Origin of the sequence: Kluyvera sp. NPDC087067 (assembly GCF_044745165.1) — a bacterium.
In the GTDB taxonomy this organism is placed as follows: domain Bacteria; phylum Pseudomonadota; class Gammaproteobacteria; order Enterobacterales; family Enterobacteriaceae; genus Kluyvera.
In genome coordinates this window covers 262304-279044 of record NZ_JBIUZS010000005.1, presented here as the reverse complement: position 1 = coordinate 279044, position 16741 = coordinate 262304, and the positions used below count along the sequence as shown (strand labels likewise).

The window sequence follows — 16741 nt, the reverse complement described above, 5'->3', positions numbered from 1 at the left end:
GAGTCAAGAGCAGAAAAATGAATCAGATTACTGTAACAAAACCTTTTATGCCGCCACTGGATGAGTATGTTGAATATCTTAAGACTATCTGGGAATCGCGCCATCTGACAAATGGTGGGCCATTTCATGAACAATTCGAGACGGCTTTAGCTGAGTATCTTGATGTTCCTTATGTCTCGCTTTTCAATAATGCTACGATGGCATTGATTGTTGCGATGCAGGCCCTTCGGGTTCAGGGTGAAGTGATTACTACGCCATACTCATTCGTTGCAACCGCACATAGCGTTATCTGGAACCATTTAACCCCAGTATTCGTCGATATCGATCACGATAGCTGCTGTATGGACCCAACCAAAATCGAGCAAGCGATTACGCCCAAAACCAGCTTAATTATGCCGGTACATGTCTATGGGCGCACGTGTGATACGGCTGCCATTGGTGAGATTGCGAATAATTATGGCTTGCGCTGTATTTATGATGCCGCTCACTCCTTTGGTGTGAGAGATAAAGCAGGTTCAGTTCTACGCCATGGCGATCTTTCAATACTCAGTTTCCATGCCACTAAAGTGTTCAATACATTTGAAGGTGGTGCGATTGTCTGTAATGACATCAACATAAAAAAACGTATTGATTACCTTAAGAATTTTGGTTTTGCAAATGAAACGAAGATCGTTGCTTCGGGCATTAATGGCAAAATGAACGAATTACAGGCTGCTTTTGGCTTGCTGCAATTGAATTATATTGATGACGCTATTTCAAGTAGAGCTTCGATAGATCATTTGTATCGCGAGCTGCTGAACAATATCCCCGGGGTTCGACTGCCAGAAGTATGGGATTCCGAGACGCATAACTATAGTTATTTCCCGATATTCATAACGCCTGAATATCATATGACGAGAGATGATCTCTATGAAAAAATGAGAGGAGCCGGTGTACATGCAAGACGATATTTTTATCCATTAATATCTAACATGCCAATGTACAGTGGCTGTGCAGGATCTAAAATCACCGATCTACCAGTTGCTAACAAAGTTGCCTCTGAAGTGCTTTGTTTACCGATTTATCCTGATTTATCGTACGAACACGTTTTAAAAATTGTCGAGTTGGTGAAGTAATATGAATGTATTCATTTTCCCTGCAGGAACAGAAATTGGCCGAGAAATTTGGTTATCATTACGCTATGTCAAAGATATCAATATATTGATTGGTGGCTCTCAGTATGAAAATCATGCCTTATATTACAATAAAAACTACATTAATCTGCCTGCAGTGAATGAACCAGATTGGTTAAGTGAACTGCAATCGTGCGTTAAGGAAAATAACATTGATTACATTTTTCCTGCTCATGATGATGTTGTGGTTGCGTTGGCAAATCATCAACATGAAATAGAGGCGACGGTGCTTTCGCCAGATATTAACACCTGTAATATTACGCGTTCAAAAACGGCAACGTATAAGAAACTTGGCGATGTCGTTCCGGTACCCGTTTTGTATAAAAATTTACAGGACATTGAAAAATGGCCTGTATTCATTAAACCTGACAAAGGTCAGGGTTCTCAAGGTGCTATGCGTATTGATACTCCTGAGGCCCTGAAACTAGCCCTGGAGAATACGAAAGACAGTGTGATATGTGAATACCTTCCCGGAGAAGAATTCACCGTTGATTGTTTTTCAGATCGCGAAAAGGGATTATTATTTTGTCAGGCTAGGACGCGTGAAAGGGTCCGTAATGGTATTACGATGAGCTCTACACCTGTTATGCTTACCGGTATTGAGGAGATGGCTAAAAAAATTTCTGCGGCTTTTACTATGCGCGGGGCATGGTTCTTCCAGGTCAAACGTTCTGCTTCAGGTGTGCTCACATTACTTGAGGTCGCACCGCGAATTGCGGGCACAATGGCGCTCAATCGTGCTCGCGGAGTAAACTTTCCGCTTCTGACTATTTATGAAAGTCAGCGATTAGACCTTTCCCTATATACTCTCGATTGTGATGTAAAAATCAGCCGTGGGTTAATAAATCGCTATAAGACTAACTTATCTTACCAGCATGTTTATGTTGATTATGATGATACCGTGATAATAAATGGTCAGTTTAATATTTCGCTGATTTCATTTTTATATCAGGCCGTTAATGACAATAAAACGGTTAATCTTATTTCCAGGCACAAAGGCGACTTAATCGCTGAACTTAAATCCAGACGTCTATTATCTTTGTTCGATAATATTTTTCACTTAAAACATGGTGAGAGTAAAGCAAACTACATTCATCATTCAGAATGTATATTTATAGATGACAGCTTCTCTGAACGCATGGATGTCCAAACGCGATTGTGCATCCCTGTTTTGGATACCTGTATGGTCGAACTATTATTGAACGAATAGCAGCAGGGAAAATTTCGGGTAGAACAGCGTCCGGTGGTGAGCATTCAGAGCAATAATACTCATCTTCGCCACCGGACAGAGCCCTCATAGGGACGGCTAGCCATCACCTGCCTAAGGCATGGATAATTACTTGTGCAGCACGTTGCCCGGCCATTCCATCGTTAAAAGCGTCGCAGTATTCGCTTTTAAAGTACTGGCTTTTTTCCGCATGCTGTTGCCAATCGTAGTCGTCAGCCAGATATCGGCGCAAATCTTCCATATCATTAGCAACGGGAAGGTAGGCTTTAACCTCTTGCTCAGGACTATCTATACAGCTAAATGAGGTATTATTCGCCAGAATGGACTCCATTTCTTTCCAGTGCAGGAGAATGATCTTCTTATTAGCATTGATCGCATCAAAAATAAAACCGCTATTATCGGTAATGACGTAATCGGCCTGATGGAGCAGTGGGAAGGTTATATTGCTATCGGAAACAATATTTTTCAGGTGGCGTTTTGCCGTTTTTAACGCAGTCTGTTCTGGCTTTTTATATAGCGTTCCATGATGTAGTTTAGTGATAATATTATACTCATCACTTAAACGGCCTAGTTTTTCCGCCCACGGAATAATTGAACTTAAATCGCCATAGGTTGGTGCATAGAGAATCGTTTTCTTCTGGGCGTTAATTTTCAGGTCAGCGGGTAATGTTTTATTATAAAGATTGTTATGCCAGTCATCAAAGCGCGGATTACCTACAATATGAACATTGCCAGCCGCTGCTAGTGATTTTTTAGTGTAGTTGCTATAGCACAATATCGCATCGTATTTTCTATTCCACTCAGCGTGGTTCCACTGGTTTTTTGCCAACCCATAGACGGTTCTGATATGTACTTTTGATAACTGATCAAAGTAATTAATATAGTACGGGCTTAGCAGGCAGGAATACGTTCTGGACATATTGAGCGCCGCGGATAACGGAATGCAGTCCAGGCCTGGAACATTGATTTTCGCAAGAGAGGTTAACATCTCATTGACGAATTCAGGTTCAATGAGATCGTTAATAACTAATTCGCAGGGTATTTTTTTCTTCAGTAGCTCACTAATAATATTGCGATAAACTTCATAGTGAAAAGATGTTTCCATGAAGAAGCCAATGCATTGACCCTCGCTAAGGATGTTGGCTGTCATATTCTATTTCCTACGCAACGATAATTGAATGGCGATCACTATGATACTGAACGTAAGTCATAAAATGACTCATAGCATCTTTTCGCTTGATGATTAAAGTATTTAACAGTCATTTTCAGGCAGGGCTTTTAATAGAGTTTCGAATATTGAAACCAGGCTGTGTTGTCACCGTCTAACCCTGCTGATACAACCAATTCTCCGGCTCAGTGCTATTAAGCAAATTGCCCAGAATCTCCTGCTGCATGTTCATCAACGCGCCGTTGTACTCATTTGCCGTCTGGCAGTTTGCGGCCTGCTGCTGTAATCCCTGCCATAAGGTGCTGACGGTGTGACGGTGGGCCGCCGGAAGACGTGCAATCAGCGTTTTCATGCCTTCGGTGTTGGCATCGATACCTAACTGGGCGAGCACCTGATAACGCTGCTGGCTATGCTGCGATAGCTGCTGGTACAGCGCCATAATTTGCTCGTTGATAGCGTCCATGGCGGCTGCATCGCGGGCCACGATATGGTGGCGCTGCTTTTCAAGTAAAACGGTCAGGTTATGGTAGTGCTTGCGGTCTTCGGCCATATCCTGGATCAGTGCTTTAACGCGCTGGGCGGCGTTAGTCATAATTACCTCTGGAAATACTTCTGCATTGCATCGGTCAGCGAATCAACGTTAATGCTGATTTTTCCGCTGCTGATGGCATCTTTCATTTCGGCCACGCGCGCCATGTCGACTTCTGGCAGCGTGCTCAGCTGCGTTTGCGCATCGCCCAATACCGGATCAATGGCGGCGCTGCGGGTGACGCTGGTGCCTTCTGGCGCAACGGTACGAGTCTGCTCTGCGCTGCTGGCTTTATTGATAGCCGTGGTCAGGTTGTACTGTGTTGGTGCTACTTTCATCGCTGAGCCCTCGTTTTCATTTATTTTTTTGGTTGCGTATGAACCTTGCCTGGCGGAAGTCTGACTTCCCACGCCCTTATCAGTACAGGGCGGCCAGAAGTGGGCGGTTCTTAAACGCTAATGAGCGTTTTTTACTGTCCGCTGGCATAGACCATCTTCACCACGCCAATATCCGCAACGATGGCGCTCACGATGCGTCCGCTGCTCTCATTTTTCACCTTGATTATCTCACCTTTGCGCCCTTTTTTGACGGCCTCGCCCATGGTGCGGGCCTCGACGCCGTTTTGCTCGGCAATCATCAACACGCGTTGTCCGCGCTCAACCAATAACGGTGACTCCAGCTGGTTCAGCATGATCGGCTGGCGGTCGCGGATACGGCGTTTGACCGTCATGCCGATGATGTCATCGGGCCGGGTGACGTAGTCGCCGCGTGCGTTGCTGATATTGATTTTTCTCACGGCGAGGCTGTCGGCGCTAATGACCTGCCCGCGCTCCAGGGTGTTATCGGCCACCATCACCGGCAGATAGATATCAGGCTTTACGGTGACCGCAAGATCCCAACCGTTGGCATCGGCACAGCGAACGTCAAAGCGCAGACGATTGAGATCAAGGCGATCGCCGCCGGGAATGGAAACCGCAGGTGCTTGATGGCAGGTGGCGAGCTGCGAGGCTTCAGCCGGAATAAACAGGTTCATCTTTGCCTGATATTCGGGCCAGTTACTACGCTTGGCTTCCTGGCGAACGATGTCTGCCGCGTGGAGCTGAACGGTAACGTAGATTTGCTTGCGGGCGTTGGTCGGGGCTGGGTTGGCGAATGCCGGCGCGGCACTACAGCACAGCAGCAGGAAAATTCCGGCGCAGAGGCGGAAATCCTCTTTCACCCTGAGGCTAAATAATTTAAGAAAAGCATTGTAAATCATGTAATTAAAACCTTGGCATGAATATTGCTAAAAGGGAGCGTAGATCATGCAGGTTCAGTATCACGAGGACAGGAATTGTGAGTATTACTTTTGACAAAGCATTGGGCGTTCATCCACAGGCTGTAGCACTTCGACTTTCCCGAGCAGAGTTGCTGTCAGCCAATCTTGCAAACGTTGATACCCCAAACTTCCAGGCTAAAGATATTGATTTTGCCTCCGAGATGCAACGCTCGAAGTCAGTTTTTTCAAATCAGTCGGCCGCGCAGGAGATGTATCGCGTGCCTTATCAACCGGCTTCCGACGGTAACACCGTGTCGTTAAACGTTGAGCAGGCTGAGTTCGCGAAAAACACCCAGGACTATCAGATGAGCCTGGCATTTTTAAACATGAAGTTCACTGGCCTCAAGCAGGCCATTGACGGCAAGTAATCCAACGCAGGTAACCACGGAATATGGCTTTTTCGGATATTTATCGCGTGTCGGGGTCGGCGATGACGGCGCAAACCGTTCGACTTAACACCATCGCCAGTAACCTCGCCAATGCGGAAACCGCCTCCGCCACCGAAAACGACACTTATAAAGCACGTCGCCCGGTGTTTGCAGCGGTTTATAAGAATGATGAGTTGATGAATGACCGTGCCTTAACCGGCGCGCGGGTGCAGGTCATGGACGTTGTTGAAACCGGTAATGCGGTACAGCGCTATGAACCGCATAACCCGCTGGCGAGTGAAGACGGCTACGTCTATTACCCCGACGTCAACGTGGTGGAAGAGATGGCCGACATGATGTCGGCCTCACGCGGTTTTGAAACCAACGTAGAAGTTCTCAACAGTGTGAAAAGCATGCAGCAAAGTCTGCTGCGACTTGGAGAAGCATAAGTATGAACGTAGATAGCTCCTACGCTGATAGCCGTGCGGGCAGCACAACCGACGGCATTGCCAGCAACAGCACCGCCTCGGGCATGAACACTATGTTTATGCAGCTCCTGGTGGCGCAGATCCAAAACCAGGATCCGCTGAACCCGACAGACGGCACCGAGTACGTCAGCCAGTTAGCGCAGCTGACGCAGGTACAGTCGATGGAAACCATGTCGCAGTTGATGGCGAACAGCTCCGTCCTGATGGACAACCTGCAAACGCTGACCACCGGCAACCTGGTAGGGCAGCACGTGATGGTGCAGACCGATTCTATTCAAAGTGACGGCGAAACGTCGCTGGATGGGCGTGTGACGCTGGAGCATCCGGCAAACGTCGTCACGGTGATCGTCAAAGATTCCGCCGGCGTTGAGCACAAGGTGGAGCTGGGTAAACAGGAAGCGGGCCAGGTGGACTTCACTATCGATCCCAAAGAGATGGGTCTGAGCGAAGGCAAATACACCCTGAGCGTGGTGACGGATACCGGTGAAGAAAACGTGCCAATTGAGATTGGCGGCGTGGTGAATAACGTCCGCATCCCGCTGGATGGCAGCCCAACCGTGCTGGATATCAACGGCATTGGCGAAATTGCCTACAACAACATTACCCAGTTTGGTAACACCTCAAAGAATAAGCCTGAAGAGAATCAGGACCCTAATAAACCTGAAGAGAATCAGGAATCTAATAAACAGGAACAACTATGAGCTTTAGTATTGCAACCTCCGGCCTGAATGCCGTTACCGAACAGCTAAACGCGATTTCTAACAACATTGCTAACTCCGGCACCGTCGGCTTTAAATCGGGCCGCGCAGAGTTCGCCGCACTGTATGCCGACAGCCAGCCGCTGGGCGTCGGTGTCACCGGCGTGACGCAGAGCATCACCAAAGGGGGAAGTATCACTTCCACCGGTACCGCGCTGGATCTGGCTATCAACGGTAACGGCTTCTTTATGGTTCGCGATAGCGCGGGCACCACCGCTTACACCCGTGCGGGCTACTTCGGCACCGACAACAACGGCAATCTGGTCAACAACCAGGGCATGTATTTGCAGGGTTATCCGGTTGATGCCAACGGCGCGTTGCAGGTCGGGACTATCGGCAATCTGACCATCAGCAGTGGGTCAATTCCGGCCAAAGCGACCAGCAGCATCGACTTCACGGCAAACCTTGATGCCCGTGCGGAAGCCCCGGCAACTTCACCGTTCGACCCGAAAGACAACACCTCTTACAACAACTCCTACACCACTCAGGTTTACGACTCACTGGGCCGTGAACACACGCTGAACCAGTATTTTGTCAAAACCGGTGAGAACACGTGGGATGTGCATTACTACATGGATGACAAGCCGGTCACCAGCGGTGGCGCGAATCAGGTACAGAGCCTGACCTTCAACAGCCAGGGTATTTTGACCGATCCGACCGGTGCGGTTGCGCTGAGCGCAGATATTGACGGTGCCGATGCGATTAACATCGACATGAGCTACAACGGCACCTCCCAGTACGGTTCCGATTTCTCCGTCAGCAAAAACAAAGGTGATGGTTACGCTTCAGGCGAGCGCACCGGCCAGGCGATTGACGAAGACGGCAGCGTCTACGCCACCTTCTCCAACGGCGAGCGTTTGCTGCAAGGGCAGCTGGTACTGGCGAACTTCACCAACCCGAACGGCCTGAAATCGCAAGACGGTACGACCTGGGCGCAGACCGCAAGCTCCGGCGCGCCGCTGACCGGTGCACCGGGTTCTGGCCTGCTGGGCTCAATTGTTTCCGGCGCGCTGGAGTCATCAAACGTCGACCTGACCTCCGAACTGGTCGGGCTGATGAGCGCGCAGCGTAACTATCAGGCCAACACCAAAGTCATCAGCACCAATGACAGCATGATGAACTCGCTGTTCCAGGCCCTGTAATGGATCGCTTGATTTTTACCGCCGTTAGCGGTGCCGCGCGGAGCTTGTCACAGCAGGAAATTCACGCCAACAACCTGGCGAACGTCAACACCGAAGGGTTTCGCAGCGATCTTGATAACGCGATAACCCAGCAGGTTAACGGGGAGGGCTATGCCTCCCGTTATCTGGCCCAGCCCACGCAAGGCAGCGTGGATATGGCGCCGGGCGCGGTACGAGAAACCGGCCGCGACCTGGATATCGCCATCAAAGGCGATGGCCTGATTGCCCTGCGCAGCGGTGCCCGCGAGGTCTACACCCGTAACGGGCAAATTGACGTGAACGCTGATGGTGAACTGTCGATTAATGGCTTGCCGCTGGAAGGGGATAACGGCCCGATTGTTCTGCCGCCATTCTCCTCCGTGGCGATTGGTGACGATGGGGTGATCACCATTGTTCCTGAGGATGGCGATATCGCCGCACCGATGGATATCGACCGCGTCAAGCTGGTGAATATCCCGGCTAACCAACTGAGCAAAAATCAGGCCGGTTTTCTGGTGACCAACGCCGCGTTTAATCCCCGCGACGAAGACGTCACGGTCGCTTCCGGGCATCTGGAATCGGCCAACGTCTCCGCGATTGGCGAGATGGTATCCAGCATTGCGTTAAACCGTCAGTTTGAAGCGCAAATCAAGATGATGAAAGCGGCGGAAGATCTTGCCACCGCTGGCAATCGCCTGATTCGCGGCTCCTGATAATACGATTAAGGAACACAGATGAATCCCGCTTTATGGATCAGTAAAACTGGCTTAGCGGCGCAAGACGCCAAAATGACCGCCATCTCTAACAACCTGGCGAACGTCAACACCACCAGTTTTAAACGTGACCGCGCGATGTTCGCCGATCTGTTCTATCAGAATCAGCGTACCCCGGGCGGCCAGCTTGATCAGAACAACGTCTCGCCAACCGGCATTCAGTACGGTACCGGGGTCAAGATTGTTGGTACGCAGAAAGAGTTCACCGTCGGCAGCATTCAAAACACCGGGCAGAGCCTGGATGTGGCGATCTCCGGTCAGGGCTTCTTCCAGGTTGAAACCGCCAACGGGGATATTGCTTATACCCGTGCGGGCAACCTGCAAAAAACGCCGGAAGGGGTGCTGACCAACGCGCAGGGCCTGCCGCTTATCCCGCAGATTGAGCTGCCGGACAACGTTAAAGATGTGCAGATTGGTAAAGACGGCACCATCACCGCCTCCGTGGCGGGCGAAGCCGACCCGGTAGAGCTGGGTCAGTTAACGCTGGTGAACTTTGTCAATCCGGCCGGTCTTGAAGCCATCGGTGGCAACCTGTACCTCGAAACCGCTGCCAGCGGTCAAGCGGTCGAAGGTGTACCGGGTGAAGAGGCGTTTGGTCAACTGGAACAGGGGTCGCTGGAAGGCTCCAACGTGCAGGTTGTTGAAGAGATGGTCGATATGATCACCGTTCAACGTGCCTATGAAATGAACGCCAAAATGGTTTCTGCCGCAGACGACATGCTGAAGTTTGTCACGCAGTCGATGTAATGGCAGAGCAGTGAAGTGAATGAAATGAAAAAACAGGTAGCAATCGGTTTGCTGGTGCTGGCGCTGTCGGGCTGTGAAAGCCCGGCACTGCTGGTGCACAAAGACGATGCGGCATATGCGCCGCCGGAAGATTTCACCATGCCCGACACGCATGTGCGTGGCGGGGGTGTATATAACAGCGGCTACAACTGGTCGCTGATTCAGGATCGTCGTGCGTATCGCGTAGGCGATATTTTGACCGTCAAACTCGACGAGTCCACCCAGGCGAGCAAACAGGCGCGCACCAACTTCGGCAAGAAGAATGATGTCTCTTTAGGCATCCCGGAAGCGTTTGGTCATTCGGTCGATAAGCTTTCCGGCTCGGTCGATGGCAATCGTAACTTCAACGGTAGCGCCACATCGCAGCAGCAAAACAGCCTGCGAGGCGCGATAACCGTCGCGGTTTACAAGGTTCTGCCGAACGGTGTACTGGCTATTCGTGGTGAAAAATGGCTCACCCTCAATCAGGGGGATGAGTATATGCGCGTGACCGGTCTGGTGCGCGCCGATGATATCGAACGTGATAACTCGGTCTCATCACAGCGTATTGCCAACGCGCGTATCTCTTACGCGGGCCGCGGTGCGTTAAGCGATGCGAACGCCGCCGGATGGCTGGTGCGCTTCTTTAACCACCCGCTGTTCCCAATCTGACGGAGGCATGATGTTGAAGTCTATTTTGTTGCTCCTGTGTCTTACAAGCGTCGCCGTATCGGCCCAGCCGCTGCGCGACGTGGTGGATATTCAGGGCGTCCGTGGTAACCAGCTTATTGGTTACAGCCTGGTCGTGGGGCTGGACGGGACGGGTGATAAGAACCAGGTCAAGTTCACCAGCCAGTCGGTCACCAATATGCTGCGCCAGTTTGGCGTGCAGTTACCGGCTAAAATCGACCCGAAAGTGAAGAACGTGGCGGCAGTAGCGATAAGCGCTACGCTGCCGCCGGGCTATTCGCTGGGACAAAGTATTGATGTCACGGTTTCCTCTATTGGTGATGCCAAAAGTCTGCGCGGCGGTACGCTGCTATTAACACAGCTGCGCGGTGCCGACGGTGAAGTGTATGCGCTGGCCCAGGGGAACGTGGTAGTTGGCGGCGTGAAGGCCGAAGGCAACAGCGGTTCCAGCGTCACCATCAACACGCCAACCGTGGGGCGTGTGCCAAACGGCGGTTCGGTTGAACGTGAGATTGCCAGTGATTTCCAGCAAGAGCCGGTCGTCATGCTGAATATCAAACGCCCAAGCTTTAAAACGGCGAATACCGTGGCCGTGGCATTGAACAATGCGTTTGGCGCCGGTACGGCAACGGCGCAGAGTGCGACCAACGTCGCGGTGCGCGCACCGATGGGCGCCGGAGCCCGCGTGGCCTTTATGTCAGCGCTGGAAGATGTGCAGGTAAATGCGGCGAAACAGCCGCCGCGCGTGGTGTTTAATGCGCGAACCGGCACGGTGGTGATTGGCGATGGCGTGATTGTGCGGGCCGCCGCGGTGTCTCACGGCAACCTGACGGTGACGATTCGTGAATCTTCTAACGTCAGCCAGCCGAACGCTTTCGGTCAGGGTCAGACGGTGGTGACGCCGCAGAGCGATGTCAGCGTGAACCGTGGAAAGGGGCAGATGGTGACCATTGCCGCAGGCACCAGCCTGCGTAGCATCGTGAATACCCTCAACAGTCTGGGCGCCGCCCCGGATGACACCATGGCCATTCTTCAGGCGCTGCATGAAGCCGGCGCGCTCGATGCTGAACTGGTGGTGATGTAATGCTAAACGCGATTAATCGACAAACCGCGATTCTGCCCGGCGACATGACCGGGCAGGTCAAAGCGCAAAACCTGGAACAGGCCGCCGAGCAATTTGAAGCGTTGATGCTGCGTTCGATGCTGTCACAGATGCGAAAAGCCTCTGATGTGCTGGGGGAAGATAACCCGTTCAACAGCAAACAGCAGCGCATGATGCGGGACTTTTATGATGATCGGATGGCGTCGGATCTGGCTTCGCAGCGCAGCACCGGTATCGCCGAGATGATTATTAAACAGTTATCTCCCCAGGTGACAACCCCGCTTAAGAATGAGGCGCAAACGGTCGCTTTACAGGGGCAACCGCAAGAACTTAAAACGCCCGTCGTTCCCGTAAGCCGCAGGGCAGGAGTAAGCCATGAGTATGATTAATATAGCCTTCAGTGGTCTGCAAGCGGCCCAGTATGGTATGAACGTCACGTCGATGAACACCGCTAACTATCTGACCGCGGGCTATAGCCGCCAGGGCATTATGCAAAGCGCGATTGGCCCGATGGGCGAAGCCGGTTTGTCGTCAGGCAGCGGCGTGCAGGTGGACAGTATTCGCCGTATCTCCAGCCAGTATCTGGTCAACCAGGTGTGGCAGACCAATAGCAAATCCAGCTATTACAGCATGGGTAACCAGTACATCAGCTCGCTGGAGAAGGTGATTGGCACCGACTCCACCAGTCTGGGTACCGGCCTTGATGATTTCGTTGCCGCCATGAGCGCGTTAACACAGCAGCCGGAATCCCCGGCGTTGCGTCAGCAGTTGCTGAATCAGGCAAAAACGCTGTCGACCCGCTTTAACAGCATGAACGACTTTATCTCCAGCCAGAAAGACTCCATTACCACCCAGCGTGGGGCGATGGTCGATCAGATCAATACGCTGAGCGGCGGCATTGCCGACTACAACAAGAAGATTGTTGAGATGGAAGCCAACGGCGGTAACGCCAGCGTGCTGCGCGATCAGCGTGATGAGTTGGTTAAACAGTTGAGCACAATGGCCGACGTGAAGGTCAGCGATGACAGCAGCGGCTACACCGTGTCGATGAGTAACGGTCAGCCGCTGGTGAGCGGCAAAACGGCCGGGCAGTTGAAAGCGGGCACCGACAGCAGCGGTAACACCACGCTGACCCTCAAGTTCTCGACCAGTGAGTTCTCGTTAAACCCGTCGACCGGCGGCCAGTTGGGCGCGCTGTACGATTATGAATCCGGCACGCTTAAACAGATGAGCGAGTCGGTGCAGGGGATGGCGCAGGCCGTGGCGGACCTGTTTAACGATCAGTTATCCAAAGGTTATGACCTGAATGGTGACGCCGGTAAGCCGCTGTTTAGCTTCGACCCGACGAACCCGGCAGGGATGTTGCAGGTGAACGACCTGACCCCAGAGGAACTGGCGCTGTCAGGCAAACCTGATGAACCGGGTAATGGCGATAACCTCAATGCGTTGATCGAACTGAAAAACCAGAAAACCAATATCCCAGGGCTTGGCAACATGAGCCTGAACGAAGGGGCCGCGGCGATTATTTCAACCATCGGTATTGCCAGTAAGCAGAGCAAAACCGAAATGGACGCGGCCGTGGCGGTCAGTGAACAGGCGCAAAACCAGCGCGATAACCTCAGCGCGGTCAACCAGGATGAAGAGGCGATTAACCTGCAAATTTATATGCAGGCCTACACCTCGAATATGAAAGTTATCGCCGCCGGTAATCAGATCTTTGACGATTTGCTGAGCATTTTTTAAGCGCTATCAGGACATCTAACGTATGCGTATTTCTAGCCTTTACAACTCAAATGCCATGTTGTCGCACCTTGGTTCCAACGGCACCCAGATAGCGAAGCTGATGGAACAACTGTCGACGCAAAAGCGCGTCAACGTGCCCTCTGACGACCCGGTGGCCGCCAGCCGCCTGGTGCAGCTAAACCGCGAGCAGTCGGCTATCAAGCAGTATCAGAGCAATATTTCTGGCCTGACCGGCGCGCTGTCGATTCAGGAATCGCACATTAAAGCGATGAGCGATCAGGTGATGGCGGTGAGCGATAAGCTGAAGCTGGCGAATAACAGTTCGCTCAGCCAGAAAGATCTGGCGGGCTACGGTGAGGAATTGGGCTCTATGCTCGACTCGCTGGTGGCATCGATGAACAGCAAGAATGAGAACGGTAGCTATCTGTTCTCCGGCACCATGACCGGCAGCAAAACGGTGGAGCTGGATAAGAACGGTCAGTATGTGTTTGGCGGCAATGAAAATTCCCGTGAAACCGTGGTGGCGAATGGTGTGAGCATTACCGAAAACACCAATATCTCGCACGCTTTTTCAAGCTCAGGTAACGATTTGGATATGCTTAACAAGCTCAAAGCATTGAGTGAGAAAATGCAGGATCCTAACGCCAACTATGCGGATTATAAGGACGAACTGTCTGACATGATCGACATGACGCAGTCGACCAGCGATAACCTGGGCGCGCTGTTTACCGACCTCGGTGGCCGCCAGAATCGTCTGACGCTGATTAATGATGCGCACACCGACGTCAGCTTATCGAACGCGCAGGTTGAAACCGATCTGAATGCCGCAGATTCCGCGACCACCACCATCAATCTGCAGCTGTATATGACCTCAATGCAAATCACCAACAAGTCTTACAGCATGATCAGTCAGCTCAACCTCTTCAGTATGTTGTAATCTGTTATGCAAGTTGGTTTAAAAACAGCAAACCTCTCGACTTCCGCCCCGGCTACCGCCGGGCGCGGCAGTATCGACGCGCCAAAAAGCGTAGCGCGCGCAAGCGCGCCTGAAATCACCTCAACCCGTAACGCTTTTCCTGAAGCAGCGCTGATTTCGCGTCGGCCGATGCGTTATAACGTGCAGCTGAATCAGCAGCTTACCGCCGTTCAGCAGGCCGATAATTATCTGGCGAAAACGGAAACGCAATTGCTGCAGCTGCGTCAGGCTTCCGCTCGCGGTGGGGATACCAGCGTGCAGGAAAACGCGCTGCAAAAGCATCTGTCTCGCCGCGCGCAGCTTTCAGGCGGCACCATTAACCGCCATTTGACGGCCTCGCTTGAGCAAAAAAGCACGGTGAATTTTACCCTCCCGGGCAGCGAGAAATTGTTGAGCCAGCCGGGCGGTGAGACGCTGGTGTTTTCACTCGGCGGACGCCAGCGTGAGATGGTAGCGATAGCGCTCCCGGAAGAGGCGACGCCGCGCCAGACGCTGACGAAACTTAACGTCGGTCTGGGGCGATTAGGCATTCATGCTAAACAGGCGGGCACCGGTCAGCTGGTGTTCAGCGTGGATGAAAAGCGTTGGGATCGCGTCAGCCAGCAGCTCACCGTGCGCGGTGAAGGCCAGCATTATCCGGCTGATTCGTTCACGTTGTTGGCGCCTCAGGCGGAGAACGCCAGTAGCGACGATGTGCTGACGTTAGCCACGCGGCGCGAGCGAGAGGGGCAGTTGAAGCTGCAAAATACCCTTGAGCACATCACCACGCAACGTAGCAAACTGCGTCAGCAGCAGGATCGGGTGAGTTTGCGCATCAATGATATGGCGACGGTGTACAGTCCGGCACAGGCGCTGGAAACCTCGCGCGGGTTGGGTGAGGCGCTGGCGCGCAGCGGTAGCAGTTTCAGCACGCTGTCGCAGGCGCTGAATACCCAGGCGAATGTCCGTCTGGCGACGGTCAAGAATTTGTTGGGATAAGTCGGGCACGATATCGGCAAGCAGCGCTGTTCAGCACCCTCTCCCCTATAGGGAGAGGGTGAGGGGCAGTTCCCGTGTGATATTATTTCGGCATGGGATAGACGAAAATGGATCCGTTTTGCCCAACAACCAGCGATTGGTCGCAATCCGAGATAGGCTCCATCCAGTAGTTGGCATACATTAACTGATCGACAAGTCCCTCAATCATCAACCCTTTTTGATCTGAGCTGTAAAAGATTGGCGTCAGGTTAAAGTAAACTCGCCCCTGTTTTTTTTCCGTTGGCGTAAATTTTCCCTTCAGGACAAAGCGATTATCATCCGGGTTAGTAATGTTCGACATTAAGACACCGCGGGTGGTTTTTAAATCGACGTTGTAGATCTCTTTCTTTTGCGACATCAGATCGTAAAAGCCCATCTGGAAACCGCCTTCCACGTTGCCATGTTGCAGCGATGACGATACGGGAAAAAGCGTCAACGCCAGCATACTCAGCAGCATCAGCGCAAGGGCCAGAACGATAAGCCACTTAAGACGTTTTGCACGTAGCCAGTTCATTTAGCTTCCTCCGGGTCTCTCGTAAGATCAGGTTGTTCAACTGCACCGTGTCGGTACGCCAGTGATAAATCGCCATGACCAGCTGCTTTTTGTCGCAGGGGTTGGCCAGAATAAAGCTGTAGTTGAGCGCTGAGTTGTCACTGTGGAAATAAACGTTCATCGTGACCGACTTCATTTTTATCTGCTGGTTTAGTGCATACAGCGAATCTTTCATCTTGCCGTAAAGATTGGCGGACAGGTATGCCGGGTCGCCCTGCTTTTCGACCGAAAAAATCTGAATATTGCTGTAGACCCCAGGCTGGATCTCACGGACAACCTGACGTTCATAACAACCATTAAAAAGAAACCAGCAGGCGCTGGTCGTGATGGCGATGGTAAACAGTACCGTCAACAGCAATGCAAAAATTTTTCGTCCGGGTTTGCTGGGCGCAGTGGGCGGGACGACCTGAGCTGCGGGAATGTCGTGAACATCGTTTCTCACGGCGATGAATTGGACTTCCTGAGGTTCAATGAATGGCGCGCTAAGGTCGCCATGCTCAGGGACGATGTCCTCTTCATCCTCATTGACTTCATCTTCATCTTTTTCCACCACGCAGCAGTATTCGGCTTCGAGCAGGTAACCTTTACGCGGAACGGTTTTGATGATGCGCTGCATCTTGCCATCATCTTCCAGCGCGGTGCGCAACGCGTGAATAGCATTGGGCAGGCTGTTATTACCAATGACGCGACGTTCCCAGACCAGGTTGGTTAACTCTTCACGCGTGAAGATTCTGCCCGCTTCCTTGACCAGAATATCGAGCAGCTTAAGTTGATACTCACCCAGGCGTTTTCGTTCGCCAGTGGTTAAATGGAGAATGGAGCCTGAAGCAACATCAACCAGCCAATTGTTTACAGAGTAATAGCATTTATTCATTTATAGGCTATGGATTCAACCACCCCAAAATATGGTGATAATCTCTCGAATACCACAAG

20 protein-coding genes are annotated in these 16741 nt (G+C 51.7%); 14 read left to right on the top strand and 6 right to left on the bottom strand.

Annotation, left to right across the window (positions count from 1 at the left end; all coding sequences use genetic code 11):
* Window positions 1–17: 17 nt before the first annotated feature.
* Both ACIPDS_RS15065 and ACIPDS_RS15060 read left to right on the top strand, forming a co-directional pair.
* Entirely contained in the window at window positions 18–1115 is a 1098-nt protein-coding gene (locus ACIPDS_RS15065; RefSeq protein ID WP_400737328.1) for a DegT/DnrJ/EryC1/StrS family aminotransferase, read from the top strand.
* A gap of 1 nt (window position 1116) precedes the next feature.
* A complete protein-coding gene (locus ACIPDS_RS15060) occupies window positions 1117–2382 on the top strand; it encodes an ATP-grasp domain-containing protein (protein ID WP_400737325.1) in 1266 nt (421 codons plus the stop codon).
* 103 nt (window positions 2383–2485) lie between these two features.
* On the opposite strand, the gene ACIPDS_RS15055 is transcribed toward ACIPDS_RS15060, so the two are convergent.
* From ACIPDS_RS15055 to flgA, 4 genes are all read right to left on the bottom strand, one after another.
* Entirely contained in the window at window positions 2486–3550 is a 1065-nt protein-coding gene (locus ACIPDS_RS15055; protein WP_400737322.1) for a CDP-glycerol glycerophosphotransferase family protein, read from the bottom strand.
* Between the two features lie 172 nt (window positions 3551–3722).
* Window positions 3723–4160, bottom strand: a complete 438-nt coding sequence (locus ACIPDS_RS15050; RefSeq protein WP_166515198.1) for a flagellar protein FlgN — start codon at window positions 4158–4160, stop codon at window positions 3723–3725.
* Window positions 4161–4162: 2 nt separating this feature from the next.
* Window positions 4163–4507, bottom strand: a complete 345-nt coding sequence (gene flgM, locus ACIPDS_RS15045; protein ID WP_228552172.1) for a flagellar biosynthesis anti-sigma factor FlgM — start codon at window positions 4505–4507, stop codon at window positions 4163–4165.
* A 59-nt stretch (window positions 4508–4566) separates the two neighbouring features.
* The gene (gene flgA, locus ACIPDS_RS15040) at window positions 4567–5355 is read right to left on the bottom strand and encodes a flagellar basal body P-ring formation chaperone FlgA (RefSeq protein ID WP_400737317.1); all 789 of its coding nucleotides are present in this window, start codon (window positions 5353–5355) and stop codon (window positions 4567–4569) included.
* A gap of 77 nt (window positions 5356–5432) precedes the next feature.
* Here flgA and flgB point away from each other — a divergent pair, with 77 nt between their 5' ends.
* From flgB to ACIPDS_RS14980, 12 genes are read left to right on the top strand one after another with little or no spacing between them, the layout of a single operon-like run.
* Window positions 5433–5783: a flagellar basal body rod protein FlgB gene (gene flgB / locus ACIPDS_RS15035; RefSeq protein ID WP_153741856.1), complete on the top strand. Its 351-nt coding sequence runs from the start codon at window positions 5433–5435 to the stop codon at window positions 5781–5783.
* A gap of 23 nt (window positions 5784–5806) precedes the next feature.
* Complete coding sequence (flgC, locus tag ACIPDS_RS15030; RefSeq protein WP_166515200.1) at window positions 5807–6232, top strand: flagellar basal body rod protein FlgC; 426 nt, start codon at window positions 5807–5809, stop codon at window positions 6230–6232.
* 2 nt (window positions 6233–6234) lie between these two features.
* Window positions 6235–6972, top strand: a complete 738-nt coding sequence (gene flgD, locus ACIPDS_RS15025) for a flagellar hook assembly protein FlgD (protein WP_400737312.1) — start codon at window positions 6235–6237, stop codon at window positions 6970–6972.
* Window positions 6969–8171 carry a flagellar hook protein FlgE gene (flgE, locus tag ACIPDS_RS15020; protein WP_400737309.1) on the top strand — a complete coding sequence of 401 codons (1203 nt, stop codon included), beginning with the start codon at window positions 6969–6971 and terminating at the stop codon, window positions 8169–8171. The genes flgD and flgE overlap by 4 nt, the downstream gene beginning before the upstream one ends.
* Window positions 8171–8902, top strand: a complete 732-nt coding sequence (locus tag ACIPDS_RS15015) for a flagellar basal body rod protein FlgF (protein ID WP_400737306.1) — start codon at window positions 8171–8173, stop codon at window positions 8900–8902. Before flgE ends, ACIPDS_RS15015 begins: the two co-directional genes overlap by 1 nt.
* 21 nt (window positions 8903–8923) lie before the next feature.
* Window positions 8924–9709, top strand: coding sequence for a flagellar basal-body rod protein FlgG (flgG, locus tag ACIPDS_RS15010; RefSeq protein ID WP_400737303.1), 786 nt, complete (start codon window positions 8924–8926; stop codon window positions 9707–9709).
* Window positions 9710–9733: 24 nt separating this feature from the next.
* Window positions 9734–10399 (top strand): flagellar basal body L-ring protein FlgH, encoded by a 666-nt coding sequence (gene flgH, locus ACIPDS_RS15005; RefSeq protein ID WP_400737300.1) that lies wholly within the window; start codon window positions 9734–9736, stop codon window positions 10397–10399.
* 10 nt (window positions 10400–10409) lie between these two features.
* Window positions 10410–11501, top strand: coding sequence for a flagellar basal body P-ring protein FlgI (locus ACIPDS_RS15000; RefSeq protein ID WP_400737297.1), 1092 nt, complete (start codon window positions 10410–10412; stop codon window positions 11499–11501).
* Window positions 11501–11908 (top strand): rod-binding protein, encoded by a 408-nt coding sequence (locus ACIPDS_RS14995; protein ID WP_166515207.1) that lies wholly within the window; start codon window positions 11501–11503, stop codon window positions 11906–11908. The genes ACIPDS_RS15000 and ACIPDS_RS14995 overlap by 1 nt, the downstream gene beginning before the upstream one ends.
* Entirely contained in the window at window positions 11895–13262 is a 1368-nt protein-coding gene (gene flgK, locus ACIPDS_RS14990) for a flagellar hook-associated protein FlgK (RefSeq protein ID WP_400737293.1), read from the top strand. Before ACIPDS_RS14995 ends, flgK begins: the two co-directional genes overlap by 14 nt.
* Before the next feature lie 22 nt (window positions 13263–13284).
* Window positions 13285–14199: a flagellar hook-associated protein FlgL gene (flgL, locus tag ACIPDS_RS14985; protein ID WP_400737290.1), complete on the top strand. Its 915-nt coding sequence runs from the start codon at window positions 13285–13287 to the stop codon at window positions 14197–14199.
* Between the two features lie 6 nt (window positions 14200–14205).
* Window positions 14206–15216 (top strand): hypothetical protein, encoded by a 1011-nt coding sequence (locus ACIPDS_RS14980; protein ID WP_400737287.1) that lies wholly within the window; start codon window positions 14206–14208, stop codon window positions 15214–15216.
* Window positions 15217–15298: 82 nt separating this feature from the next.
* Here ACIPDS_RS14980 and ACIPDS_RS14975 read toward each other — a convergent pair whose 3' ends face one another.
* Both ACIPDS_RS14975 and ACIPDS_RS14970 read right to left on the bottom strand, forming a co-directional pair.
* On the bottom strand, window positions 15299–15769 hold the full coding sequence (locus ACIPDS_RS14975; RefSeq protein WP_166515211.1) for a hypothetical protein: 471 nt from the start codon (window positions 15767–15769) through the stop codon (window positions 15299–15301).
* A complete protein-coding gene (locus tag ACIPDS_RS14970; protein WP_400737283.1) occupies window positions 15741–16682 on the bottom strand; it encodes a transcriptional regulator in 942 nt (313 codons plus the stop codon). Before ACIPDS_RS14970 ends, ACIPDS_RS14975 begins: the two co-directional genes overlap by 29 nt.
* Window positions 16683–16741: the final 59 nt, after the last annotated feature.

Bases quoted from the DNA above. Each gene is read 5' to 3' on its own strand.
- ACIPDS_RS15065 (WP_400737328.1), top strand. From the start codon at position 18: ATGAATCAGATTACTGTAACAAAACCTTTTATGCCGCCACTGGATGAG.
- ACIPDS_RS15060 (WP_400737325.1), top strand. From the start codon at position 1,117: ATGAATGTATTCATTTTCCCTGCAGGAACAGAAATTGGCCGAGAAATT.
- ACIPDS_RS15055 (WP_400737322.1), bottom strand. From the start codon at position 3,550: ATGACAGCCAACATCCTTAGCGAGGGTCAATGCATTGGCTTCTTCATG.
- ACIPDS_RS15050 (WP_166515198.1), bottom strand. From the start codon at position 4,160: ATGACTAACGCCGCCCAGCGCGTTAAAGCACTGATCCAGGATATGGCC.
- flgA (WP_400737317.1), bottom strand. From the start codon at position 5,355: ATGATTTACAATGCTTTTCTTAAATTATTTAGCCTCAGGGTGAAAGAG.
- flgC (WP_166515200.1), top strand. From the start codon at position 5,807: ATGGCTTTTTCGGATATTTATCGCGTGTCGGGGTCGGCGATGACGGCG.
- flgD (WP_400737312.1), top strand. From the start codon at position 6,235: ATGAACGTAGATAGCTCCTACGCTGATAGCCGTGCGGGCAGCACAACC.
- flgE (WP_400737309.1), top strand. From the start codon at position 6,969: ATGAGCTTTAGTATTGCAACCTCCGGCCTGAATGCCGTTACCGAACAG.
- ACIPDS_RS15015 (WP_400737306.1), top strand. From the start codon at position 8,171: ATGGATCGCTTGATTTTTACCGCCGTTAGCGGTGCCGCGCGGAGCTTG.
- flgG (WP_400737303.1), top strand. From the start codon at position 8,924: ATGAATCCCGCTTTATGGATCAGTAAAACTGGCTTAGCGGCGCAAGAC.
- flgH (WP_400737300.1), top strand. From the start codon at position 9,734: ATGAAAAAACAGGTAGCAATCGGTTTGCTGGTGCTGGCGCTGTCGGGC.
- ACIPDS_RS15000 (WP_400737297.1), top strand. From the start codon at position 10,410: ATGTTGAAGTCTATTTTGTTGCTCCTGTGTCTTACAAGCGTCGCCGTA.
- ACIPDS_RS14995 (WP_166515207.1), top strand. From the start codon at position 11,501: ATGCTAAACGCGATTAATCGACAAACCGCGATTCTGCCCGGCGACATG.
- flgK (WP_400737293.1), top strand. From the start codon at position 11,895: ATGAGTATGATTAATATAGCCTTCAGTGGTCTGCAAGCGGCCCAGTAT.
- flgL (WP_400737290.1), top strand. From the start codon at position 13,285: ATGCGTATTTCTAGCCTTTACAACTCAAATGCCATGTTGTCGCACCTT.
- ACIPDS_RS14980 (WP_400737287.1), top strand. From the start codon at position 14,206: ATGCAAGTTGGTTTAAAAACAGCAAACCTCTCGACTTCCGCCCCGGCT.
- ACIPDS_RS14975 (WP_166515211.1), bottom strand. From the start codon at position 15,769: ATGAACTGGCTACGTGCAAAACGTCTTAAGTGGCTTATCGTTCTGGCC.
- ACIPDS_RS14970 (WP_400737283.1), bottom strand. From the start codon at position 16,682: ATGAATAAATGCTATTACTCTGTAAACAATTGGCTGGTTGATGTTGCT.